The organism is Dysosmobacter sp. Sow4_B12 (assembly GCF_052116665.1).
In the GTDB taxonomy this organism is placed as follows: domain Bacteria; phylum Bacillota; class Clostridia; order Oscillospirales; family Oscillospiraceae; genus Oscillibacter.
Genome location: NZ_JBQKKR010000004.1, coordinates 1 through 22,209 on the forward strand (window position 1 = coordinate 1; position 22,209 = coordinate 22,209).

The window sequence follows — 22,209 nt, forward strand, 5'->3', positions numbered from 1 at the left end:
CCCCGAAAAGTCCGGAGGACTTTTTGGGGACCCCTGACTTGATTTGAAAACGGCGCTCCGCGCCGCCCCGCAGAGCGGGGCCCCGCGTGGACTTGCCCATGGAGGTTATCCGAACAATGACAAAACAGCAGAACATCCGAAACTTTTCAATCATTGCCCACATTGACCTCGTCGTCGCAAAGTCCGCTTGACTCCGTTTCCGCCTGCGGCGAAAACTGCGCGCACTCCCTTGCTCCTCCTCTCCCCGAAAAGTCCGGAGGACTTTTTGGGGACCCCTGACTTGATTTGAAAACGGCGCTCCGCGCCGCCCCGCAGAGCGGGGCCCCGCGTGGACTTGCCCATGGAGGTTATCCAAACAATGACAAAACAGCAGAACATCCGAAACTTTTCAATCATTGCCCACATCGATCACGGCAAGTCCACGCTGGCGGACCGGCTGCTGGAAAAGTGCGGTGCCGTCACGGCCCGGGAGATGTCCAGCCAGCTGCTGGACAACATGGATCTGGAAAAGGAGCGGGGCATCACCATCAAGGCCCGGGCTGTCCGGTTGAATTACAAGGCCCAGGACGGGGAGGTCTATGAGCTGAACCTCATCGACACCCCGGGCCATGTGGACTTCAACTATGAGGTGTCCCGGTCCCTGGCCGCCTGCGAGGGCGCCGTGCTGGTGGTGGATTCCACCCAGGGCGTGGAGGCCCAGACCCTGGCCAACACCTATCTCGCTATGGAGCACGACCTGGAGATCCTGCCGGTGTTCAACAAGATCGACCTGCCGGCGGCGGACCCCCAGAAAGCCAAGCAGGAGGTGGAGGACATCATCGGCCTGCCGGCCCTGGACGCCCCGGAGATCTCCGCCAAAATGGGCATCAACATCGACGCCGTCCTGGAAGACATTGTGAAAAACGTGCCGCCGCCCGCCGGCGACGTGAACGCGCCCCTAAAGGCGCTGATCTTCGACAGCCAGTATGACAGCTACCGGGGCGTCATCGTGTATTTCCGCGTCATGGAGGGCAGCATCCGCGTCGGCCAGCAGGTGAAGCTCATGGCCTCCGGCGCCGTGTACCAGGTCATTGAGTGCGGCCACCTGCTGCCCCTGGGGCTGGAGCCCTGCGACTGCCTGGAGGCCGGCGAGGTGGGCTATTTCACCGCCAGCATCAAAAACGTCCAGGATACCCGGGTGGGCGACACCGTCACAGACGCCGCTGCCCCCACGGCGGAGCCTCTGCCCGGCTACCGCCCCGTGCAGCCCATGGTGTACTGCGGCATCTACACGGAGGACGGCTCCAAGTATCCGGACCTGCGGGACGCCCTGGAAAAGCTGCGGCTCAACGATGCCTCCTTGAGCTTTGAGCCGGAGTCCTCCGTGGCCCTGGGCTTTGGCTTCCGGTGCGGCTTTTTGGGCATGCTCCACATGGAGATCATCCAGGAGCGGCTGGAGCGGGAGTTTGACCTGGAGTTGGTGACCACCCTGCCCTCCGTCGTCTACCACGTCTACAAGACCGACGGCACCATGGTGAAGGTGGACAATCCCCATAATTACCCGGACCCCGCCACCATCGAGCACGCGGAGGAGCCCTATGTGAAGGTGAACATCATCGCCCCCAACGAATACGTGGGCAACATCATGCCCATGTGTCAGAACCGCCGGGGTGAGTTTCACGACATGCAGTATCTGGACACCCACCTGGTGGAGCTGCACTACCAAATGCCCTTGAATGAGATCATCTACGACTTTTTTGATACCTTGAAGGCCAACACCAAGGGCTACGCGTCCTTGGACTACGAGCTCTCCGACTACCGGCCCAGCGAGCTGGTGAAGGTGGATCTGAAGCTCAACGGCGAGGGCGTGGACGCGCTGAGCTTTATCGCCCACAAGGACAGGGCCTATCCCCGGGCCCGGCGCCTGTGTGAGAAGCTGAAGGAGAACATCCCCCGCCAGCTCTTTGAGGTCCCCGTCCAAGCGGCCATCGGCGGCCGGGTCATCGCCCGGGAGACAGTGAAGGCCATGCGCAAGGACGTGCTGGCCAAGTGCTACGGCGGCGACGTCACCCGGAAGAAGAAGCTGCTGGAAAAGCAAAAAGAGGGCAAAAAGCGCATGCGGAGCCTTGGGTCGGTGAAGGTGCCGACGGAGGCGTTTTTGGCGGTGCTCAAGCTGGACGAATGATTTTTGCCCTCTGCGAGCGGGAGCGAGCCGCCGCGGAAGCGGCGCCAAGCGTTTTTGCGCGAAGCGGAAAAACCTTGAACCGGGCGGGCTTTGCCTGCCCGGTTGGCTCCTATGGAGGGGACCCCGCAAAACGGGTTTTGCGGGGCGGGCAAAAAGCGCATGCGGAGCCTTGGGTCGGTGAAGGTGCCGACGGAGGCGTTTTTGGCGGTGCTCAAGCTGGACAAATCAAAAAAAGACCGCAAGCGTATGCTTGCGGTCTTTTTTTACGCGTCTGCCAGGGTGATCAGCAGCACTCCGTCCTCCTGGTCCAGCCAGGAGCAGCGCAGCTGCTTGGCCCGGGGGCCGTCCTCCGTTTCCAGGGGAAACGTAAAGGTGTATACCGGCGAATCCTCCAGAGCGGACTGAATGGTATCCAGCCGGATAGCCCGGCGGAGCCGGGCCCGGAGGGGACCGGGGGCCTGCTGGCGGACATAGCGGGCCGCCAGGGCGCGGTAGGTGGTGCTCGGCGGCAGGGCGGATTGCCCGTCCGGCAGGCAGCAGACGCCGCTGAACACATCCACCGTCAGCACGAAGTCATAGTCCCGCAGGGCCAGAGCCTCCGCCAGCCGGCTGCGCTGGCGCTGGGCGCTGACGTCCACGGCACGGTAAAAGGCCTCCACGTGGCGGCTCTCCGGGTCCTCCGCCAGCTCCAGCATGGAGCGGACCCAGACGGTCCGCCCGTCGCCCAGGGAGAAGCGGTGCTCGAAGCCGTGGTGGGCGTTTCCCTGGGAAAAGTCCTCCAGCAGAGGCGTGGGGCGGAAGCGGCGGTCAAACTCCGCCCGCTGGTCCGGGTCGGGGATATTGTCCCGGAGGTGGCGCAGGCACGCGTCGGCGGAGTTGCCGAACAGCACGCCCACAAGATAGCGGTCAGCGCCGCGGCTGTCCAGGATGCGGTCGGCGGACAGGTCCAGCCGGGCGGCGGCCAGGGCGGTTTTGGCCTGGGCTTTGAAGCGGCTGCCCAGCTCCGCGAAGCGGCGCTTGGCCGCCTGGCGGTCGCTGACGTCCTCCGCCTTGCCCAAAAGGCCGTATACGTTGCCCTTGCTGTCAAACAGGCTCACCAGGGAGGCCCTGTACCAGCGCCAGCCCTGGCCGCTGTAATTGCCCCGGTATTCCAGGGTGCCGGCACCGGGACGGGCGGAGGCCCGCCGCAGGGCGGTGGCCAGCCGCCGGCGGTCCTCCGGGTGAATGGCGGGGGAGTCCTCCAGGCTTTGGAGGTAGTGCTCCACCCGGCGGGTGGAGCGGTGGCCGCCGGCATCGTAGGTCTCCACATGGGCCACATCGGCGGCGGTGTCATAGTCCAGGCTGACGATGTGGGAGCGGTCCAGCAGCAGGTCGCACAGCCGGGTCCGCAGCCGCAGCTCCTCGGCGGTCTCCTGTTCCCGGGTCATGTCGGTGCAGCAGAGGTACAGCCGCGTTTCACCGTCCGCCCGGGGCTGCCAGACCGCCTCCACGGCGGCCCACAGCACCTGGCCGCTCCGGGTCCGCAGCCGGCACATCTGGCGGCAGGGTCTGCCGTTCACCCGGGCCTGGAGCAAGGCGGACATCAGCCCCTCCCGGTCCGCCGGCACCACCCGGCAAAGCGGGTCTGCCCGCAGGCGCTTCAGCAGCTCCGGCGGCGGATAGCCCAGCAGCTCCGCCAGCCGTCCGCTGAGATACACCGGCTCCGGCGTCCCGTCCGCCTGGAGGCGGAACAGGGCGAAGGCCGCCGGCAGCGTGCCCAGCAGGGCGTCCACCTGGTCCTGGGCGCTGGTAAGCTGCGTCTGGGCCTCCTCCAGCCGGGCCTGGGTCCGGCGGGACAGGTCAATGTCCAGCAGCATGGCGTAAAACACGGTGGCGCCGCCGCTGTTTTGCAGGCGCTCCGCCCGGAGGTTCACCCACAGGGGCGGACCCTCCCGGCGCTTGAGCCGCAGGTCGTGGTCCATCGGGTGGCCCTCCCGCTGGGCGTCCAGCAGGGCCTGCAGCAGGGGAGGCCAGTCCTCCTTCACCACCAGGGCGGAAACATCCTGGGAAAAGCGGTCCAGCAGCTCCCGGCGGCTCCAGCCGGTGAGCTGGCACAGCCGCCGGTTGAAGGACAGGCACCGCAGTCCCTCCCGGCTCAGCTCCAGGGTGGCCACGGCGCCGGGCAGGTCATCCGCCATGAGGCCGGCGGCGCTCTCCGTTTCGGAAGGAACGTCCAGCACGCAGCCCACCACGCCGTACATGACCTGGTAGCAGGTGAGGGTGAAGGCGCTGCCGGCGGCGGTCTCAAAGGGCAGGGAGGCGGAGGAGCCGGAGAAGGCCACCGTGTGCAGCGGCGCCAGCGCCGCCAGGTGCCGGGGAGTGTAGTCCCAGAGGAAGCGGCGGCCCTTCAGCTCCGCCGCCGGCGTGCCCAGCAGGGAGGCGGCCGCGTCGTTGGCGAAGCGGCAGACCAGGTCCACCATGTCCCCACTGCCGTTGGTGACCACCTCCAGCAGCAGGAAGGGGATGCGGCTGCCCTGGAAGGGCTTTGTAAACTTGTCCAGCGGCTTCGCCACGAAAACACCCCCGAAAAGAAAAAATCACTTCTATTATATATGTGAAAGGAAGCGGGTGCAAGGGAAATGCGTTTTTTGCCGAAAAACGAGAAAAAATAGGTGGACCTTTTCGGAAATGCACAAAAAGCCACCTGTTTTGGAGAAAAAAGTCTAGCGGTAAAAACGCCTGGTTTTCATTGACTGGGCTGGAAAAAACCATCATAATAGCATAAAATATAGTAAAATCGATAAAGTGCGGACAAAAGTATGGAGGCGGTTATGAAGAAAGGCTATTTGGTGCTGCAGGATGGCCGGGTGTTCGAGGGGTTCCGGTTCGGCGCCCCGGCGGACACCGTGGGCGAGCTGGTGTTCACCACCGGCATGTGCGGCTATATCGAGACATTGACGGACCCCAGCTACGCGGGACAGATCGTCATGCAGACCTATCCCCTTATCGGCAACTACGGCATCATCCGGGAGGACTTCGAGGGCGCTTGCTGCGTGAAGGGCTATGTGGTGCGGGAGTGGTGTGACGCGCCGTCCAATTTCCGCACGGACTGTGACCTGGACACCTTCTTAAAGGAGCAGGGGGTGCCGGGCCTGTGGGGCGTGGACACCCGGGAGCTCACCCGCATCATCCGGGAGCACGGCGTCATGAACGCCGTCATCTGCGACCAGGTCCCCGCCGACCTCAAGGCCGTGGAGACCTACGCCGTCACCGGCGTGGTGGAGGCGGTTTCCTGTAAGGAGCCCTCCGTCCATCCGGCGGTGGGGGAGGAGAAGTTCCGCGTCAGCCTCATCGATTACGGCGCCAAGCGCAACATCATCCGGGAGCTTCAGAAGCGGGGCTGCACCGTGACGGTGCTGCCCGCCGCCACCTCCGCCGAGGACATCCTGGCGGAGGACCCCGACGGCGTCATGCTCTCCAACGGCCCCGGCGACCCGGCGGAGAACGTCTATGAGATCGCCCAGATCCAAAAGCTTTTAGGAAAGGTGCCCATGTTCGGCATCTGCCTGGGCCACCAGCTGACGGCCCTGGCCGCCGGCGGCCGGACCTACAAGCTCAAGTACGGCCACCGGGGCGTGAACCAGCCGGTGCGGGATGTCAGTGGTGTCCGCACATTCATCACCAGCCAGAACCACGGCTACGCCGTGGACTTCGACAGCATCCAGACCGGCCGCCTCCGCTTCGCCAACGCCAATGACGGCACCTGCGAGGGCATCGATTACCCCGGCCTGCGGGCCTTCACCGTGCAGTTCCATCCGGAGGCCTGCACCGGCCCCAAGGACACGTCCTTCCTCTTTGACCGCTTTGTGGAGCTTATGAAAGGTGGTGAGTGCTGATGCCTCTCGATACTTCCATCAAGAAAGTCCTGGTCATCGGCTCCGGCCCCATCGTCATCGGACAAGCCGCCGAGTTTGACTACGCCGGCGCCCAGGCCTGCCGTGTGCTGAAGGAGGCCGGCGTCAACGTGGTGCTGTGCAACTCCAACCCCGCCACCATCATGACCGACCAGGCCATGGCCGACGAGATCTACCTGGAGCCTCTGACGGTGGAGACCATCAAACGCATCATCAAGAAAGAAAAGCCCGACTCCATCCTGGCGGGCCTGGGCGGCCAGACAGGCCTGACCCTGGCCATGCAGCTGGACAAGGAGGGCTTCCTGGAGGCCCAGGGTGTCCGCCTGCTGGGCACCGACGCCAAGGCCATCTCCCGGGCCGAGGACCGGGAGCTGTTCAAGGAAGCCATGGCGGAGATCGGCCAGCCGGTCATTGCCTCCGACATCGCTGAGACCGTGGAGGACGCCCTGGCTGTGGCGGAGCGCATCGGCTATCCCGTCATCGTCCGTCCCGCCTTCACCCTGGGCGGCGCCGGCGGCGGCGCGGCCAAGAACGCAAAGGAGCTGCGGGTCATCGCCCAGACGGGCCTGGACGCCTCTCCCATCACCCAGGTCCTCATCGAAAAGGCCATTTTCGGCTGGAAAGAGATCGAGTTTGAGACCATGCGGGACAGCGTGGGCAACGTCATCGCCGTCTGCTCCATGGAGAACTTCGACCCCGTGGGCGTCCACACCGGCGACTCCATCGTGGTGGCGCCTACCCAGACCCTGGCGGACAAGGAGTTCCAGATGCTCCGCTCCGCCTCCCTGGACATCATCACCCACTTAGGCATCGTGGGCGGCTGCAACTGCCAGCTGGCCCTGAACCCGGACACCTTTGAGTACGCGGTCATCGAGGTGAACCCCCGCGTCAGCCGCTCCTCCGCCCTGGCCTCCAAGGCCACCGGCTACCCCATCGCCAAGATCACCACCAAGATCGCCCTGGGCTACACCCTGGACGAGATCAAAAACGACATCACCGGCAAGACCTGCGCCTGCTTCGAGCCCACGCTGGACTACATTGTGGTGAAGATGCCCAAGTGGCCCTTCGACAAGTTTGCCGACGCCTCCCGGACCCTGGGCACCCAAATGAAGGCCACCGGCGAGGTCATGGCCATCGGCCCCAGCTTTGAGATGGCCCTCATGAAGGCCGTCCGGGGCGCCGAGGTGGGCCTGGACAGTCTGAACCGCAAGGCGGACCCGGAGGATGACGCCCCCATCTGGGAGCGGCTGCGCCGGGTGGACGACCACCGGCTCTTCACCGTGTTCGAGGCGCTGAAGGCGGGCCTGTCCGTGGACGAGATCTTCGGCATTACCCGCATCGACCGCTGGTTTTTGGCCAAGCTCAAGAAAATGGCGGACTTCGAGCTGGCCCTGGCCAAGGACGGCCTGACGGCGGAGCACTATGAGACCGGCAAGCGCCTGGGCTACCCCGACGACACCCTCAAGCGCCTCTCCGGCGCCGACACCCTGCCGGCGGAGGCCAAGAAGGCCGTCTACAAGATGGTGGACACCTGCGGCGCCGAGTTCGACGCTGAGACCCCCTATTTCTACTCCAGCTTCGACCAGTTCTGCGAGTCCCGCACCTTCCCCCGCAGCGGCCGGCCCGTCATCATGGTCCTGGGCTCCGGCCCCATCCGCATCGGCCAGGGCATTGAGTTCGACTACTCCTCCGTCCACTGCGTCTGGACGCTGAAGGAGCTGGGCTACGACGTGGTCATCGTCAACAACAACCCCGAGACCGTCTCCACCGACTACGACACCGCCGATCGGCTGTACTTCGAGCCGCTGTTCCCCGAGGATGTCATGCACATCATCGACGTGGAAAAGCCCGTGGGCGTGGTGGTGGCCTTCGGCGGCCAGACGGCCATCAAGCTCACCAAGTACCTGGACAGCCACGGCATCCCCATCCTGGGCACCTCCGCCGAGTCCATCGACATGGCCGAGGACCGGGAGCGGTTCGACGAGCTGCTGGAGCGGTTCCACATCAAGCGCCCCCGCGGCATGGGCATCACCGGCATGCAGGGGGCCCTGGACGCCGCCCACGAGCTGGGCTATCCCGTGCTGCTGCGCCCCTCCTACGTCATCGGCGGCCAGAACATGGTCATTGCCCACAACGACGAGGACGTGCGCACCTATATGGAGGTCATCCTCTCCGGCAAGATCGAAAACCCCGTGCTGGTGGACCAGTACCTCATGGGCAAGGAGCTGGAGGTGGACGTCATCTCCGACGGTAAGGACGTCCTCATCCCCGGCGTCATGCAGCACATTGAGCGCACCGGCGTCCACTCCGGCGACTCCATCGCCGTGTATCCGCCCTTCTCCATCGGCGACAAGATGCTCAAGGTCATCATCGACTGCTCCGAGAAGCTGGCGCTGTCCCTGGGCACAAAGGGCCTCATCAACATCCAGTACCTCATCTACCAGGGGGAGCTGTACGTCATCGAGGTCAACCCCCGGGCCAGCCGCACCGTGCCCTATATCTCCAAGGTCACCGGCGTGCCCATGGTGGACCTGGCCACCCGGGTCATGGTGGGCCAACCCCTCAAGTCCCTGGGCTACGGCACCGGACTGTACCGCCAGCCGCCCTATGTGGCCGTGAAGGTGCCCGTGTTCTCCTTTGAGAAGATCACCGACGCCAACGCCGCCCTGTCTCCGGAGATGAAGTCCACCGGCGAGGTGCTGGGCCTGGGCAAAAACATGCAGGAGGCGCTGTTCAAGGGCCTGGTCTCCGCCGGCTACAAGGTGGAAAAGGGCGAGCACGCGGGCGTCCTCATCTCCGTGAACCACCGGGACCAGCCGGAGATCGTGAACATCGCCCGGAAGCTGGACGAGATGGGCTTCAAGCTGTACGCCACCGAGGGCACCGCCAACGAGATCTCCCGCCTGGGCACCGATGTGGAGGTCGTGGGCAAGCTGGGCAAGGACAACAAGGTGTTCCAGATGCTGGAGGATGGGATGATCGATTACGTCATCCTCACCGGCTCCACGGAGCCCAGCTATATCCGGGACTTCATCCATCTGAACCACCGCTGCGTCCAGCTGGGTATCCCGTGCCTGACCAGCCTGGACACGGCCAATGCTCTGACGGACATCCTGGCCTCCCGCTACAACCAGCACAACACGGAGCTCATCGACATCTGCCACCTGCGCTCCCAGCGGCAGAAGCTGCGCTTCGCCAAAATGCAGACCTGCGGCAACGACTATATCTTCCTGGAAAACTGGAACGGGGAGATCACCTGCCCGGAGTCCCTGTGCGTCTCCTTCTGCGACCGGCATTACGGCATCGGCGCCGACGGCATCATCCTCATGGAGAAGTCCGCCAAGGCCGACGCCAAAATGCGCATGTTCAACGCCGACGGCAGCGAGGGCATGATGGCCGGCAACGCCCTGCGGTGCATGTGCAAGTACCTCTATGACAACGGCATCGTGAAGAAAGAGGAGATGTCCGTGGAAACAGGCAAGGGCGTCAAGTCCGTCCGGGTGTACACCACCAACGGCCAGGTCACCTCCGCCTGCGTGGACATGGGCCGCGCTACCCTGGACACGGCGGCCCTGCGGTTCGACATTCCGGAAAAGACCGTGGTGGACTATCCCGTCCGCATCGGCGGCCGGCCCTACAACATCACCTGCGTGGACGTGGGCAACCCCCACTGCGTGGTGTTCTGCCCCCGGGTGGACGCGGTGGACATCGACTTCATCGGTCCCCGTTTCGAGCACGCGCCTTACTTCCCCGAGCGCATCAACACGGAGTTCATCCGGGTGGTGAATCCCAACACCATCAAGATGCGGGTCTGGGAGCGGGGCAGCGGCGAGACCCTGGCCTGCGGAACCGGCGCCTGCGCGGCGGTGGTGGCCGCCGTGGCCAACGGCCTGTGCGCCAAGGGCAGCGACATCACGGTCCGCGTCCGGGGCGGCGACCTGGTGGTGAATTACACCGACGAGCGCGTCACGCTCACCGGCGACGCCAAGCTGGTGTTCACCGGCGAGGCGGAATACTGAGAAAACCTGCAAAAAAACACCTCCGTTCCCCGGGAACGGAGGTGTTTTTGCAGATGTTACAAGAGGAGACTGCAAAAATTGTTAAAATTTCAGCAAACTCGGCATTCGCAAATTTGCGGAACGTGCTATAATTATTTTATACGAAGCTTTTCGTAAAATGATACAATTTGGGAGACAGCAGCCATGGAGACCAATACCACCCCCAGCGCGCCGCCCGCGGCGGAGATGAAAGCCCCGAAGCCGGACCGGCGTCCGCCCACCGTGGGTATGCGCACCATCAAGACCGCCACGGCGGCGGCCATCTGCGCCTTGATCTATTTCTTTTTTGACCGCAGCCCCGCCTTTGCCTGCATCGGCGCCATCTTCGGCCTGGGCGCCAATATGGAGCACTCCAAGCTTAACGGCGGCAACCGCCTGTTCGGCACCATCATCGGCGGCGTGATCGGCATGGCGCTGTTCCGCGTGTACCTCATTTTTCACCCGGAGGGGGGCAGGTCGCTGCTGCTGGTGCCGTTGGTGTTCATCGGCACGATTTTGCTCATCGTCCTGTGCCAGATCTTCTGGGTGGGCGGTGTCCAGCCCGGCGGCGTGGTGCTGTGCATCCTGCTGTTCAATACCCCGCCGGAGACCTACATCAGCTACGCCCTCAACCGCATTTTCGACACCGGCGTGGGCGTGGTGGTGGCGCTGTTCATCAACAAGTACTTCCCCCGGGACCGGGTGGAGCGGTGGCTGGAGAAGCTGTGGAGCCTGGACAGCAAAATCAGCTATTTCTGGGAGGACCGCTCCAGCGACACGGAATGATGGAGAAAAAAGCCGCGTGGCAGCTGCCATGCGGCTTTTTTGCGCGGAAAAAAGGGCCGGGTGCGCCGCAAGGCGCACCCGGCCATAAAGACGGGGGAGGGGGAGATTACATCTCCTTGATGGCGGCCTGCGCGGCAGCCAGACGGGCGATAGGCACACGGAAGGGAGAGCAGGACACATAGTCCAGGCCCACCTTGTGGCAGAACTCCACGGAGGAGGGGTCGCCGCCGTGCTCGCCGCAGATGCCCAGGTGGATGTCGGGGTTGGTGGCACGGCCCATCTTGGCGGCCATGTCCACCAGCTTGCCGACGCCCTTCTGGTCCAGCTTGGCGAAGGGATCGTTCTCGTAGATCTTCTTGTCGTAGTAGGCGTCCAGGAACTTGCCGGCGTCGTCGCGGGAGAAGCCGAAGGTCATCTGGGTCAAGTCGTTGGTGCCGAAGGAGAAGAAGTCGGCCTCCTTGGCGATCTCGTCGGCGGTCAGAGCGGCGCGGGGGATCTCGATCATGGTACCCACCAGGTACTTCATGTCGGAGCCGGCCTCCTTGATGATGGCGTCGGCGGTCTCCACCACCACGCTCTTGACGTACTTGAGCTCCTTGACCTCGCCCACCAGGGGGATCATGATCTCGGGGACCATGGTCCACTCGGGATGGCGGGCCTGGACGGCCAGAGCGGCCTTGATGACGGCGCGGGTCTGCATGGCGGCGATCTCGGGATAGGTGACAGCCAGACGGCAGCCGCGGTGGCCCATCATGGGGTTGAACTCGTGCAGGGAAGCGATGATGTTCTTGATGTCGGCGACGGACTTGCCCATATCGTCGGCCAGCTTCTGGATGTCGGCCTCCTCGGTGGGAACGAACTCGTGCAGGGGGGGATCCAGGAAGCGGATGGTGACGGGGCAGCCCTCCATGGCCTCGTAGATGCCCTCGAAGTCACCCTGCTGCATGGGCTCCAGAACGGCCAGGGCGGCCTCCCGCTGCTCCACGGTGTCGGAGCAGATCATGCGGCGGATGGCGGGGATGCGGTCCTCGTCGAAGAACATGTGCTCGGTACGGGTCAGGCCGATGCCCTGGGCGCCGAACTTGCGGGCCTGGGCGGCATCGTGGGGGGTGTCGGCGTTGGTGCGGACAGCCAGACGGCGGTACTTGTCAGCCCAGCCCATGACGCGGCCGAACTCGCCGCCGATGGTGGCGTCCACAGTGGGGATGGCGCCGTCATAGATGTTGCCGGTGGAGCCGTTCAGAGAGATCCAGTCGCCCTCGACGTAGGTCTTGCCGGCCAGCTCAAATTTCTTGTTCTCCTCGTCCATCTTGATGTCGCCGCAGCCGGAGACGCAGCACTTGCCCATGCCGCGGGCCACGACGGCGGCGTGGGAGGTCATGCCGCCGCGGACAGTCAAGATGCCCTGGGCGGCCTTCATGCCCTCAATGTCCTCGGGAGAGGTCTCCAGGCGGACCAGGACCACCTTCTCACCCCGGGCGGCCCACTCCTTGGCGTCCTCGGCGGAGAACACGATCTTGCCGGAGGCGGCGCCGGGAGAGGCACCCAGAGCCTTGCCGATGACGGCAGCCTTCTTCAGAGCCTCGGCGTCGAACTGGGGATGCAGCAGGGTGTCCAGAGAGCGGGGCTCGATCATGGCCACGGCCTGCTTCTCGTCGATCATTCCCTCGTCCACCAGGTCGCAGGCGATCTTCAAAGCGGCGGCGGGAGTGCGCTTGCCGTTGCGGGTCTGCAGCATGTAGAGCTTGCCGTGCTCCACGGTGAACTCCATGTCCTGCATGTCGTGATAGTGGTCCTCCAGCGTCTTGCACACGGTCTCGAACTGGGCAAAGGCCTCGGGGAACTTCTCAGCCATCTCGGCGATGGGCATGGGGGTACGAACGCCGGCCACGACGTCCTCGCCCTGGGCGTTGGTCAGGAACTCGCCGAATAGCTTCTTCTCGCCGGTGGCGGGGTTGCGGGTGAAGGCGACGCCGGTGCCGCAGTCGTCGCCCATGTTGCCGAAGGCCATGGACTGGACGTTGACGGCGGTGCCCCAGGAATAGGGGATGTCGTTGTCGCGGCGGTAGACGTTGGCGCGGGGGTTGTCCCAGGAGCGGAACACGGCCTTCACGGCGCCCATCAGCTGCTCCTTGGGATCGGTGGGGAAGTCCTCGCCGATCTTGGCCTTGTACTCAGCCTTGAACTGGCCGGCCAGCTCCTTCAGATCCTCGGCGGTCAGCTCCACGTCCTGGGTGACGCCGCGCTCGGCCTTCATCTTGTCGATGAGCTGCTCAAAGTACTTCTTGCCCACTTCCATGACGACATCGGAGTACATCTGGATGAAGCGGCGATAGCAGTCCCAAGCCCAGCGGGGGTTGCCGGACTTCTTGGCCAGGACATCCACCACGGTCTCATTGAGGCCCAGGTTCAGAATGGTGTCCATCATGCCGGGCATGGAGGCCCGGGCGCCGGAACGGACGGAGACCAGCAGGGGGTTCTCCATATCGCCGAACTTCTTGCCGGTGATGGCTTCCATCTTGTCGATGTATTCCATGATCTCGGCCATGATCTCGGGATTGATCTGCTTGCCGTCCTCATAATACTGGGTGCAGGCCTCGGTGGTGATGGTGAAGCCCTGGGGCACCGGCAGGCCGATGTTGGTCATCTCGGCCAGGTTGGCGCCCTTGCCGCCCAGGAGCTCGCGCATGTTGGCATTGCCCTCGGTGAACAGGTAACAATACTTTTTGCTCATTTTCATTCCTCCGTTTTTTGTAACTGCCGCTGCGGCAGATATGTCAAAATCGTTTGTTAAACGATTAGCCAAATTGACTATATTATTATAATAAGAACAATTCTGGAAAACAATGCATAAATATCATAAGAAAAATTGCCGGAATTCCAACAAAGTGCTAAAGAAATCGCTGTTTTCCACAAAAAAGGGAAAAATGAAGCCTGGGAGAAACCGGCGGCTTTCACCGCTTCCCTTTTTTCCGGAAGTGTGATAGGATAACAGGGAATTTCCAGCGTACAGGAAGGAGCCGCCCGCCATGAACGCCTTTGGCCTGCCAGAAAACGACCCCGCGGCCGCCCGCATCCGGGAGGCCGCTACCCGGCGCACGCTGTCCCACGCCCTGCTGTTCACCGGCAGCGGTGACCGGGAGGCTACGGCCCGCTACGCCGCCGCGGCGCTGGAGTGCCGGGGGGAGGGGAGCCGCCCCTGCGGTGTGTGCGAGGGCTGCCGGAAGGTGCTCTCCGGCATCCATCCGGACGTCATCACCGTCCGGGACGACCAGCACAAAAACATCTCCGTGGACGTGGTGCGCCAGATCCGGTCCGACGCCTACATCCGTCCCAACGAGGGGGGGCGGAAGGTGTATATCTTCCCGGACTGCGCCCTGTTGACAGACCAGGACCAGAACGTGCTTTTGAAGATCGTGGAGGAGGGGCCGCCCTACGCGGCGTTCCTCTTCTGCGCGGAAAACGCCGCCGTGGTGCTCCAGACGCTTCGCTCCCGCTGCGTGGAGCTGAAGCTCCGTCCCTCCGGGGAGGCGGGGAGTGGGGAGCTGTCCGAGGCGGCGGAGATGCTGCTGCGCTGCCTGGGGGGGAAGAAACGGGGCGCCGTCAGCGAGCTGGCGGTGCGGCTGGAGCGGAAAAAAACCACCCGGGAGGACCTGGCGGCTCTTTTGGAGCGGTGCCGGGCCGTCTGCGCGGCGGCTCTGCTGCTGCCCTATGGGTGCCAGCCGGAGGAATCAGACCGGGAAATTGCCGCGTTTCTTGCGAAAAACTTGACAAAAACCCAAATCATGCGCACAATAGAACTGTTACAGAAGTACCACGGGGAATGTACCTATAACGTGGGCGCAAGCCACGTTCTGGGTGCCCTCGCGGTGGAATTGGAGGGTATCCTTTGACAGAAGTGATCAGCGTCCGCTTTCGGGGCGGCTGCAAAAATTATTATTTCGACCCCAAGGGGGCACAGGTGAAAATGGGGGACCAGGTGATCGTGGAGACCGCCCAGGGCCCGGAGTTCGCCACCTGCACCGAGGGCAACCACGAGGTGGAGGACTCCGCCATCGTCAGCCCCTTGTGCGCCATGCTGCGGATGGCCACGGAAAACGACCGCCGCACCGTGGAGTACAACAAGAAAAAAGAGAGCGAGGCCTTTGACATCTGCGAGAAGAAGATCGCGGACCACGGCCTGGAGATGAAGCTGGTGAACGTGTCCGCCAGCTTTGACGGCAACAAGATCATCTTTTACTTCACCGCCGACGGCCGGGTGGACTTCCGGGAGCTGGTGCGGGACCTGGCCAGCGTGTTCCGGGCCCGCATCGAGCTGCGGCAGATCGGCGTCCGGGACGAGGCCAAGATGATCGGGGGCCTGGGCATCTGCGGCCGGCCCTTCTGCTGCTCCCAGTTTTTGGACGGGTTTTTGCCTGTGTCCATCAAAATGGCCAAGACCCAGAATCTGAGCCTGAACCCCACCAAGATCTCCGGCACCTGCGGCCGCCTCATGTGCTGCTTGAAGTACGAGCAGAACGCCTATGAGGACGCCGCCAAGCGGATGCCCAAGGTGGAGTCCTTTGTCCAGACCCCCGACGGCCCCGGCAACGTCAAGAGCGTGGACCTGCTGCGGGAGACCATGAAGGTGAGCCTGGACACCGCCGGTCCCAACGAGCCCCTCAAGTGCTACCACAACTGCGAGGTGTGCGTGCTGCGCAACGGCAAGGGCAGCCGGGACGGCATCGAGGTCCCGGAGCGGCCCGCCCGCTACGTGGAGGAGAAGGAGGACGAGGAGTTCGCCGTGCCCATCCTCACCACACCCTTCTATATGGACGCCCAGCTGGAGGACGCTCCCGTCCGGGAGAAGATCGGCGGCGCCGAAAGCGGCGAGGGCAAGTCCCGCCGCCGCCACCGGGGCGGACGGCGCAAGAGCGGCGCCAAGCCCGCCGGGGAGAGCCAGCAGCCCGCCAAGCAGGAGGGCAAGCAGGGCGGCAAGCCGAACCAGCCCAAGGACGGCCAGGAGAAAAAGACCGGCCAGGGCGGCGGCAAGTCCCGCCCGCCCAAGGCCCAGGGGCCCAAGCAGCCCCAGCAGCCCAAGGCGGAGGCCGCCGCGGGCGGCGAGGGCGGCGAGGGCGGCGAGGGCAAGCGCCGCCACCGGCCCCACCACCGGGGCGGACGCCGCCGGAACAAGGGAGGCGAGGGCAGCGGCTCCGCGCCCAAAAGCGAATGACAGGCGTCCCGCCGTCCGCACCGCGGGCGGCGGGCTTTTTACCATGCGGATAAGGAGAGACAGCTATGGGAAAATTCACCGGCGTACTGCTGGCAAGCGATTTTGACAATACCATCGTGGACACCGCCTCCTCCTTCCGGGGCGGGCTGGACATGCCCGCGCCTTCTGAGCGGACCCTGGAGGCCCTGGATTACTTCATGAAAAACGGCGGCGCCTTCACTGTGGCCACCGGCCGGGCGCTGGCCTCCTTCCAGCGGCTGGTGGACGGTGTGCCCATGAACGTCCCCGCCGTGCTGTGCAACGGCGCGGCGCTGTATGATTTCAAGACAGGGGAGTACCTGGAGACCAACATGCTGGACCGGGAGGCCTGCCGCCGGGCCCAGGTCATGCTGGACGCCCACCCGGCGGTGGCGGTGGAGGCCTACCACATCGGCAACGTCATCCACGCCGTCCACCCCAACGACATCACCCGCCACCACGAGCACATCACCCACGTGGGCGTCACGGAGGCGCCCTCCCTGCTGGAGGTGCCGGTGCCCCTGGGCAAGCTGATGTTCGAGGGGGAGCACGGGGAGCTGGAGACCATCCGGGACTGGTTTGCCGCCCAGGGCTGGGCGGGGGAGTACGAGCTCATCTTCTCCGACCCCACGCTGCTGGAGATGACGGCCCTGGGGGCCAATAAGGGGGCCATGGTGCTGCGGCTGGCGGAGCGGCTGGGCATCGGCCGGGAACACATCTACTGCGCCGGGGACGAGTCCAACGACCTTTCCATGCTGGCGGTGGCGGCGGAGGGCTTCGCCCCCGCCAACTGCGCCCCGGCGGTGCGTGAAAGCGGCGCCACCATCGTCTCCGACGCCGCCCACGACGCCCTGGCGGACATCATCGCCATTTTGGACAAGCGGTACAGCTGAAAACGGAATAAAAATAAGACCGGCCTGTGGCCGGTCTCATTTTTTGGGCGGATAGGGAGCTTTTATATCTGTGCGCTCCAAAAGGTAGTCAACGCTCACATGGTAAAAATCCGCGAGGGCACATAGAACCTGCGGCGGCAGCATCCGCTGGCCGCTTTCATAATATGCGTATGTCCGCTGGGAGGCGCCCACGGCAGCGCCTACCTGCGCCTGTGTCAAATCTGAATCTTCTCGCAGGTCCCGAATCCGATGGTACATATTCATCACCTGGACCCAGCATATCCTAGAACAAAATATTCTATTTACTTTTTGAATGTATTGTTCTAAAATGGATTCGAGGTGAGCCTATGTCGATTTACCGGGAATTGTATTTTTACCTGTTTGCCGCCCTGGCGGACGCCGTGGACCTGCTGGTCCGCGCCCAGCAGACCGCCGAGGAACGGGTCCTGGACGCGGCGCAGGAGCTTGGGGAATAAGCGTTTTCCGCACCCGGAACAGGGTGCGGAAAATTTTTTTGCAAAAACCTATTGACAAATCTGTCAGTTGTGTTATTGTATTAATCACTTAATACAACAGTACAAAACGAGGAGGTGCTTTCTTGAAGTGGCAGTTTTCCAATGACGCGCCCATCTACGCCCAGCTCATCGCCCAGATCAAGGTGGGCATCGTCTCCGGCGCCTTTCCGCCGGGGGAGCGGCTGCCCTCGGTGCGGGACCTGGCCACGGAGGCCGGGGTGAATCCCAATACCATGCAGCGGGCATTGACGGAGCTGGAGCGGGACGGCCTGGTGTACAGCCAGCGGACCGCCGGCAGATTTGTGACGGAGGATCAGACCATGATCGAAGGAGCGAAGCGGGGCCTGGCAGAGGGCCATATCCAGACATTCCTGGCGGCCATGAGCCGCCTGGGCTACGGGAAAGAAGAGATTTTGAACCTGCTGCGGCAGGAGAACGAAAAGGAGGAGACCACCCATGGCGATCTTGACATGTAAGGGCTTGAGCAAGCGGTTCGGCGGCACCCAGGCGTTGGACCAGGTGGATCTGAGCATTGAGCCGGGCCGCATCGTGGGGCTGCTGGGTCCCAACGGCAGCGGCAAGACCACCCTCATCAAGCTGGCCAACGGCCTGCTGACCCCCAGTGAGGGAGAGCTCCGCGTCTGCGGCCTGCTCCCCGGAAAGGAGAGCCACGCCTGCGTCAGCTACCTGCCGGAGCGGACCGCCATCCCCACCTGGATGTCCGTCACCCAGCTGCTGGACTTTTACCAGGACTTTTACGCCGACTTCCGCCGGGACGCGGCGGAGGAGATGCTGTCCCACCTGAACATCCCGCCCAAGCAGCGCATCAAGCAGATGAGCAAGGGCACCCGGGAGAAGGTGCAGCTCATCATGGTCATGAGCCGGGCGGCGAAGCTGTACCTGCTGGATGAGCCCATCGGCGGCGTGGACCCCGCCACCCGGGACTACATCCTCTCCACCATCATCGGCAACTACAATCCCGACGCGGCGGTGGTCATCTCCACCCACCTCATCTCCGATGTGGAAAAGGTGCTGGACGACGTGGTGTTCATCAACCAGGGCCGTGTGATGCTCCAGGCCTCCGTGGACCAGATCCGGGAGGAAAAGGGCATGAGCGTGGACGCGCTGTTCCGGGAGGTGTTCAAATGCTGAGAAAACTCATCAAGCACGAGTTCCGTGCCACGGGCCGCGTCATGCTGCCCCTGTTCCTCATTTTGCTGGTGACCTCCGTGGGCGCCAACCTCTCCGTCCGGGGCATGCTGGATACCCCCTACAAGGTGCTGGACGTTCTGGGCAGCCTCCTGGTGATGGCCTTTGCCGTCGCTATCTTTGGCGTGTGCGTCATGAGCGTGGTGGTCATGGTCCAGCGGTTTTACAAAAACCTCCTCCAGGACGAGGGCTACGTGATGATGACCCTGCCGGTCTCCGTCCACCAGCACATCTGGAGCAAGCTCATCGTCTCCGCCGTCTGGTTTGCGCTGACCATCGTGGTGGTGTGCCTGGCGGCCTGTATCGTGGCCTTTGACGTGGGCTTCGTCCAGGAGCTGGTCCGGGGCTTCCGGGAACTGTTCCGGGAGATCTCCCGGTACCTCAACGCCTACTACGCCATCAACGGCACGGTGATCATTCTGGAATTTCTGGCCATCTGCTTTGTGGGCTGCTGCGTCATGTGCCTGCAGTTCTACGCCTCCTTGGCCATCGGCCACAGCTTCCCCAACCACAAAATGGCCTGGTCCGTGCTGTGGTTCTTCGTCCTCCAGTTCGCCACGCAGCTGCTGGCGGGCAGCCTTTTCGCCCTGCTGGACGAGAGTTGGCTCCACCACCTGCTGATGGCCTGGACGGAGGGCTGGCAACTCTCCGGCACCGCCGCCACCCAGCTGATGATGCTGATCGTGCTCCTGGGCGAGGTGCTCTACGGCGCGGTGTACTATTTCTTAACAACTTGGTTCTTGAAAAAGCGGCTGAACCTGGAGTAAACTAGCCATATCGCCGTCACGGTCTCCGGACTGCCGGGGACCGTGACTTCCGTTTGGAGGACAAAATGCCCTTTTTGGAAACTGTATTCGGAAAACTGCTGCTGACCTTTGGCACGGCCATGGTGCCGGTGCTGGAGCTGCGGGGCGCCATTCCCGTGGGGGTGGCGGCGGGACTGCCTCCCGCCGTGGCCTGCGTCACCGCCATTTTGGGCAACCTCCTGCCGGTGCCCTTTGTGATGCTGCTGTTCCGCCGGGTGGCGGACTGGCTGCGGGGCACGGCCTTTTTCGGCCCCAAGATCGACTGGCTGGAGCGGCGGGCCCACCTCAAGGGCCGCCTGGTGCGCAAGTACCGCCTCATCGGCCTGGTGGTGCTGGTGGGTGTGCCCCTGCCGGGCACCGGCGCCTGGACCGGGGCGCTGGTGGCCTCGGTGCTGAACATCCGCATGCGCAACGCCCTGCCGGCTATTTTGCTGGGCCTGGTCATTGCCGCCGCCGTCACCCTGGCGGTGACGCTGGGACTGTTTCACCTGTTTTGATGAAAAAAGAGAGCCGCGAGGCTCTCTTTTTTCATCAAAAATCGTGCCGGCCGCCGCAGTCGACGCCCAGGTCCTCCAGCAGGGACACGATGGCCTCGATGCGGGCAAAGCACGCCGGGTCGTCCAGGGTGTCGTCCGCCAGAATGTCCCGGATCTTCAGCAAAGCCCGGCTGCTGGCGTCAGAGACCAGGCAGCGGTAAAAGTCCTGCTCGCTCTGCATAAAATCACCCCTCGGAAATGGTATCATATTTCCCTAAATTACGCAAGTGCGTATACGTAAAAGCGTAAAAATGGATAGCATAGCCGTGAGGTGGTTTGCATGGGAGTCAAGGATGCAGTCACCGCGCGGTTCGCTTCCATTTGCCGCCAGCGCGGGATCAAATACAATGAACTGGCAGTCCGAGCGGGTGTGACGCCATCCACGGTATATAGTATGATGGATGTCCGCCGCCGGGATGTGTCTATCGTCACCATCAAAATGCTCTGCGACGGCCTGGAGATATCCCTGGCGGAATTTTTCTCCGGCCCGGAGTTTACGGGCCTGGAGCAGGAACTGCAATAAAAAAGAGAGCCGCAAGGCTCTCTTTTTTCGCTCATTCGGCGGTATATACCTTCCGCCCCTGGCTCCACACGGCCCGGACGGCGCCCGTTTGGCGGCGGTACACGCACCGCTCCAGCCGCTCCGCCGCTGTTAGGGGGTGGGGCTGGGGGAGGGTGTCGTCCGCCACCACCATGGCGTGAAGGGGATTGCCCGGGGCGAAGCCGGATTTTTCGCCGAAGTAGGCCGCTCCGGCGGAGGTGCCCAGGAACCAGCCCTCCGGCACGGTGAGAAAGTCCGTCTGCCAGCCGTCCATCACCCGGCGGGCCTTGGAGGCCCGGATGGCGGAGGCCACCACGTCGAACATGTCCAGGTGGTCGCCGCCGGCAATATCGCTGCCCAGGGCCACCTTCAGCCCCTCCTGCAGCATCACCCGCACCGGCGCCACGCCGGAGCAGATGTTCTGGTTGGAGTCGGCGCAGTGGACCACGGTGACGCCGGCGTCTTTCATGGCCCGGCGCTCCCGCCCGTCGGACCAGACGCAGTGGGCCATGAGGGTGCGGCTGTTCCACAGGCCGAATTTGGCGTAGGTCTCCCAATACTGCCGGCAGTCCGGGTGGAGCTGGCGGACCCACTCCATCTCCGCGTGGTTTTCCGACAGGTGGGACTGCACCGGCAAGCCCCGCTCCGCCGAGAGTTTCCCCAAAAACGCCATCAGTTCGTCGGTGCAGGAGGGGGTGAACCGGGGGGTGAGCATGGGCTTCACATGGGTGAAGTCTCCGCACTCGTCCAGCCACCGCAGCGTCTCCCGCATGGATTCCGCCGTGGTCTCCTCCAGGAGGCCGGGGGCGGCGTTGCGGTCCATGTTCACCTTGCCCACATAGCCCGTGACGCCGGCCTTTTCCAGCTCCTCCATCAAAATGAGGGTGGCGTCCGTGTGAAGGGAGGAGAACATGCACACCCGGGTGGTGCCGTGGGAGATGAGCTCGTGGGCCAGCTGGCGGTAAATGGCCCGGGCGTAGTCCGGGTCGGCGAAGCGGGCCTCCGTGGGGAAGGCGTAGGCGTTCAGCCAGTCCAGCAGGGGCAGGTCCATGCCCATGCCCAGCATGGGGTACTGGGGGGCGTGAAGGTGGAGGTCCGCGAAGGACTGGAGGATGAGGGCGTCGCCGTAATCCTCCACCGCCGCGCCGGCGTATTGCTCCGGCAGAACGGGGAACACCCCCGTGATCACGCCGTTTTCGGCCACCAGGTAGCCGTTTTCCGTGATGTCCAGCTTGCCCAGTGACCGGGCGGAGACCACGGTGCCCTTTATGATCGTAACAGCCATACAAACACCTCTTCATCAGATTCCGACACAAAAGAAAAGGAGCGCCTGCCCGGATAGGATGCCCCCTCTCCGTCCAGACACTCATAGCAGGGCCTTTCGGCGGCCCCGTAGAAACTTTCGCGCCATTTGCACAGCGAAATTATATGAGCCCTTTTGACTTGTATGCCGCTATCCTTACGATACCACAGCCCGGGTGAAAAAGCAAGGCGGGCTTGCGGAAGTCATGCCGCCCGGTTTTTGCGCCCCGGCACCGGACACGCGGGCTTCGCTTATACTGGCATACAGGCGGTGTTCCGCCTGAATCCGGATAAAGG

General features: G+C 63.6%; 18 protein-coding genes and 1 riboswitch. Of the genes, 13 read left to right on the top strand and 5 right to left on the bottom strand.

Going from position 1 to position 22,209, the window contains the following annotated elements:
* Positions 1–358: 358 nt before the first annotated feature.
* The gene (gene lepA, locus ACTQ4R_RS06150) at positions 359–2,164 is read left to right on the top strand and encodes a translation elongation factor 4 (RefSeq protein WP_441626863.1); all 1,806 of its coding nucleotides are present in this window, start codon (positions 359–361) and stop codon (positions 2,162–2,164) included.
* A 263-nt stretch (positions 2,165–2,427) separates the two neighbouring features.
* Here the strand turns inward: lepA and ACTQ4R_RS06155 are convergent, their stop codons facing one another.
* Positions 2,428–4,716 (bottom strand): PAS domain-containing protein, encoded by a 2,289-nt coding sequence (locus ACTQ4R_RS06155; RefSeq protein ID WP_441626865.1) that lies wholly within the window; start codon positions 4,714–4,716, stop codon positions 2,428–2,430.
* 258 nt (positions 4,717–4,974) lie between these two features.
* Between ACTQ4R_RS06155 and ACTQ4R_RS06160 the strand changes: the two genes are divergently transcribed.
* The 3 genes from ACTQ4R_RS06160 to ACTQ4R_RS06170 all read left to right on the top strand — a co-directional run bounded on the left by ACTQ4R_RS06160 (position 4,975) and on the right by ACTQ4R_RS06170 (position 10,880).
* On the top strand, positions 4,975–6,039 hold the full coding sequence (locus ACTQ4R_RS06160; RefSeq protein WP_441626867.1) for a carbamoyl phosphate synthase small subunit: 1,065 nt from the start codon (positions 4,975–4,977) through the stop codon (positions 6,037–6,039).
* A complete protein-coding gene (gene carB / locus ACTQ4R_RS06165; RefSeq protein ID WP_441626869.1) occupies positions 6,039–10,076 on the top strand; it encodes a carbamoyl-phosphate synthase large subunit in 4,038 nt (1,345 codons plus the stop codon). Before ACTQ4R_RS06160 ends, carB begins: the two co-directional genes overlap by 1 nt.
* Positions 10,077–10,259: 183 nt before the next feature.
* On the top strand, positions 10,260–10,880 hold the full coding sequence (locus ACTQ4R_RS06170; RefSeq protein ID WP_441626871.1) for an FUSC family protein: 621 nt from the start codon (positions 10,260–10,262) through the stop codon (positions 10,878–10,880).
* 106 nt (positions 10,881–10,986) lie between these two features.
* Here ACTQ4R_RS06170 and ppdK read toward each other — a convergent pair whose 3' ends face one another.
* Positions 10,987–13,614 carry a pyruvate, phosphate dikinase gene (ppdK, locus tag ACTQ4R_RS06175; RefSeq protein WP_441626873.1) on the bottom strand — a complete coding sequence of 876 codons (2,628 nt, stop codon included), beginning with the start codon at positions 13,612–13,614 and terminating at the stop codon, positions 10,987–10,989.
* 295 nt (positions 13,615–13,909) lie between these two features.
* Here ppdK and ACTQ4R_RS06180 point away from each other — a divergent pair, with 295 nt between their 5' ends.
* The 3 genes from ACTQ4R_RS06180 (at position 13,910) to ACTQ4R_RS06190 (ending at position 17,003) form a co-directional block, all read left to right on the top strand.
* Positions 13,910–14,773, top strand: a complete 864-nt coding sequence (locus tag ACTQ4R_RS06180) for a DNA polymerase III subunit delta' (protein WP_441626875.1) — start codon at positions 13,910–13,912, stop codon at positions 14,771–14,773.
* A 5-nt stretch (positions 14,774–14,778) separates the two neighbouring features.
* A complete protein-coding gene (locus tag ACTQ4R_RS06185; RefSeq protein ID WP_441627186.1) occupies positions 14,779–16,092 on the top strand; it encodes a PSP1 domain-containing protein in 1,314 nt (437 codons plus the stop codon).
* Between the two features lie 65 nt (positions 16,093–16,157).
* Entirely contained in the window at positions 16,158–17,003 is an 846-nt protein-coding gene (locus tag ACTQ4R_RS06190) for an HAD-IIB family hydrolase (protein ID WP_441626877.1), read from the top strand.
* 36 nt (positions 17,004–17,039) lie between these two features.
* Here ACTQ4R_RS06190 and ACTQ4R_RS06195 read toward each other — a convergent pair whose 3' ends face one another.
* A complete protein-coding gene (locus tag ACTQ4R_RS06195; RefSeq protein ID WP_441626879.1) occupies positions 17,040–17,267 on the bottom strand; it encodes a helix-turn-helix domain-containing protein in 228 nt (75 codons plus the stop codon).
* Between the two features lie 83 nt (positions 17,268–17,350).
* On the opposite strand from ACTQ4R_RS06195, the gene ACTQ4R_RS06200 reads away from it, so the two are divergent.
* From ACTQ4R_RS06200 to ACTQ4R_RS06220, 5 genes are all read left to right on the top strand, one after another.
* Positions 17,351–17,479 (top strand): hypothetical protein, encoded by a 129-nt coding sequence (locus ACTQ4R_RS06200; protein WP_441626881.1) that lies wholly within the window; start codon positions 17,351–17,353, stop codon positions 17,477–17,479.
* 122 nt (positions 17,480–17,601) lie between these two features.
* Complete coding sequence (locus ACTQ4R_RS06205; RefSeq protein ID WP_441626883.1) at positions 17,602–17,994, top strand: GntR family transcriptional regulator; 393 nt, start codon at positions 17,602–17,604, stop codon at positions 17,992–17,994.
* Entirely contained in the window at positions 17,975–18,670 is a 696-nt protein-coding gene (locus tag ACTQ4R_RS06210; protein WP_441626885.1) for an ABC transporter ATP-binding protein, read from the top strand. Before ACTQ4R_RS06205 ends, ACTQ4R_RS06210 begins: the two co-directional genes overlap by 20 nt.
* Complete coding sequence (locus ACTQ4R_RS06215) at positions 18,664–19,494, top strand: hypothetical protein (protein ID WP_441626887.1); 831 nt, start codon at positions 18,664–18,666, stop codon at positions 19,492–19,494. Before ACTQ4R_RS06210 ends, ACTQ4R_RS06215 begins: the two co-directional genes overlap by 7 nt.
* 65 nt (positions 19,495–19,559) lie before the next feature.
* Positions 19,560–20,030 (top strand): COG2426 family protein, encoded by a 471-nt coding sequence (locus ACTQ4R_RS06220; protein ID WP_441626889.1) that lies wholly within the window; start codon positions 19,560–19,562, stop codon positions 20,028–20,030.
* A gap of 34 nt (positions 20,031–20,064) precedes the next feature.
* Here the strand turns inward: ACTQ4R_RS06220 and ACTQ4R_RS06225 are convergent, their stop codons facing one another.
* Positions 20,065–20,250 (bottom strand): hypothetical protein, encoded by a 186-nt coding sequence (locus ACTQ4R_RS06225; protein ID WP_441626891.1) that lies wholly within the window; start codon positions 20,248–20,250, stop codon positions 20,065–20,067.
* A 99-nt stretch (positions 20,251–20,349) separates the two neighbouring features.
* Here ACTQ4R_RS06225 and ACTQ4R_RS06230 point away from each other — a divergent pair, with 99 nt between their 5' ends.
* Positions 20,350–20,592 carry a helix-turn-helix domain-containing protein gene (locus tag ACTQ4R_RS06230; RefSeq protein ID WP_441626893.1) on the top strand — a complete coding sequence of 81 codons (243 nt, stop codon included), beginning with the start codon at positions 20,350–20,352 and terminating at the stop codon, positions 20,590–20,592.
* A 31-nt stretch (positions 20,593–20,623) separates the two neighbouring features.
* Here ACTQ4R_RS06230 and ACTQ4R_RS06235 read toward each other — a convergent pair whose 3' ends face one another.
* Complete coding sequence (locus ACTQ4R_RS06235; RefSeq protein WP_441626895.1) at positions 20,624–21,895, bottom strand: amidohydrolase family protein; 1,272 nt, start codon at positions 21,893–21,895, stop codon at positions 20,624–20,626.
* Between the two features lie 64 nt (positions 21,896–21,959).
* Positions 21,960–22,062, bottom strand: a riboswitch (purine riboswitch).
* Positions 22,063–22,209: the final 147 nt, after the last annotated feature.

What these genes read in the sequence shown, in the direction of transcription:
- ACTQ4R_RS06210 (WP_441626885.1), top strand. Translation starts at nt 17,975, where the DNA reads ATGGCGATCTTGACATGTAAGGGCTTGAGCAAGCGGTTCGGCGGCACC.
- ACTQ4R_RS06230 (WP_441626893.1), top strand. Translation starts at nt 20,350, where the DNA reads ATGGGAGTCAAGGATGCAGTCACCGCGCGGTTCGCTTCCATTTGCCGC.
- ACTQ4R_RS06160 (WP_441626867.1), top strand. Translation starts at nt 4,975, where the DNA reads ATGAAGAAAGGCTATTTGGTGCTGCAGGATGGCCGGGTGTTCGAGGGG.
- lepA (WP_441626863.1), top strand. Translation starts at nt 359, where the DNA reads ATGACAAAACAGCAGAACATCCGAAACTTTTCAATCATTGCCCACATC.
- ACTQ4R_RS06180 (WP_441626875.1), top strand. Translation starts at nt 13,910, where the DNA reads ATGAACGCCTTTGGCCTGCCAGAAAACGACCCCGCGGCCGCCCGCATC.
- carB (WP_441626869.1), top strand. Translation starts at nt 6,039, where the DNA reads ATGCCTCTCGATACTTCCATCAAGAAAGTCCTGGTCATCGGCTCCGGC.
- ACTQ4R_RS06235 (WP_441626895.1), bottom strand. Translation starts at nt 21,895, where the DNA reads ATGGCTGTTACGATCATAAAGGGCACCGTGGTCTCCGCCCGGTCACTG.
- ppdK (WP_441626873.1), bottom strand. Translation starts at nt 13,614, where the DNA reads ATGAGCAAAAAGTATTGTTACCTGTTCACCGAGGGCAATGCCAACATG.
- ACTQ4R_RS06215 (WP_441626887.1), top strand. Translation starts at nt 18,664, where the DNA reads ATGCTGAGAAAACTCATCAAGCACGAGTTCCGTGCCACGGGCCGCGTC.
- ACTQ4R_RS06200 (WP_441626881.1), top strand. Translation starts at nt 17,351, where the DNA reads ATGTCGATTTACCGGGAATTGTATTTTTACCTGTTTGCCGCCCTGGCG.
- ACTQ4R_RS06220 (WP_441626889.1), top strand. Translation starts at nt 19,560, where the DNA reads ATGCCCTTTTTGGAAACTGTATTCGGAAAACTGCTGCTGACCTTTGGC.
- ACTQ4R_RS06170 (WP_441626871.1), top strand. Translation starts at nt 10,260, where the DNA reads ATGGAGACCAATACCACCCCCAGCGCGCCGCCCGCGGCGGAGATGAAA.
- ACTQ4R_RS06225 (WP_441626891.1), bottom strand. Translation starts at nt 20,250, where the DNA reads ATGCAGAGCGAGCAGGACTTTTACCGCTGCCTGGTCTCTGACGCCAGC.
- ACTQ4R_RS06190 (WP_441626877.1), top strand. Translation starts at nt 16,158, where the DNA reads ATGGGAAAATTCACCGGCGTACTGCTGGCAAGCGATTTTGACAATACC.
- ACTQ4R_RS06195 (WP_441626879.1), bottom strand. Translation starts at nt 17,267, where the DNA reads ATGAATATGTACCATCGGATTCGGGACCTGCGAGAAGATTCAGATTTG.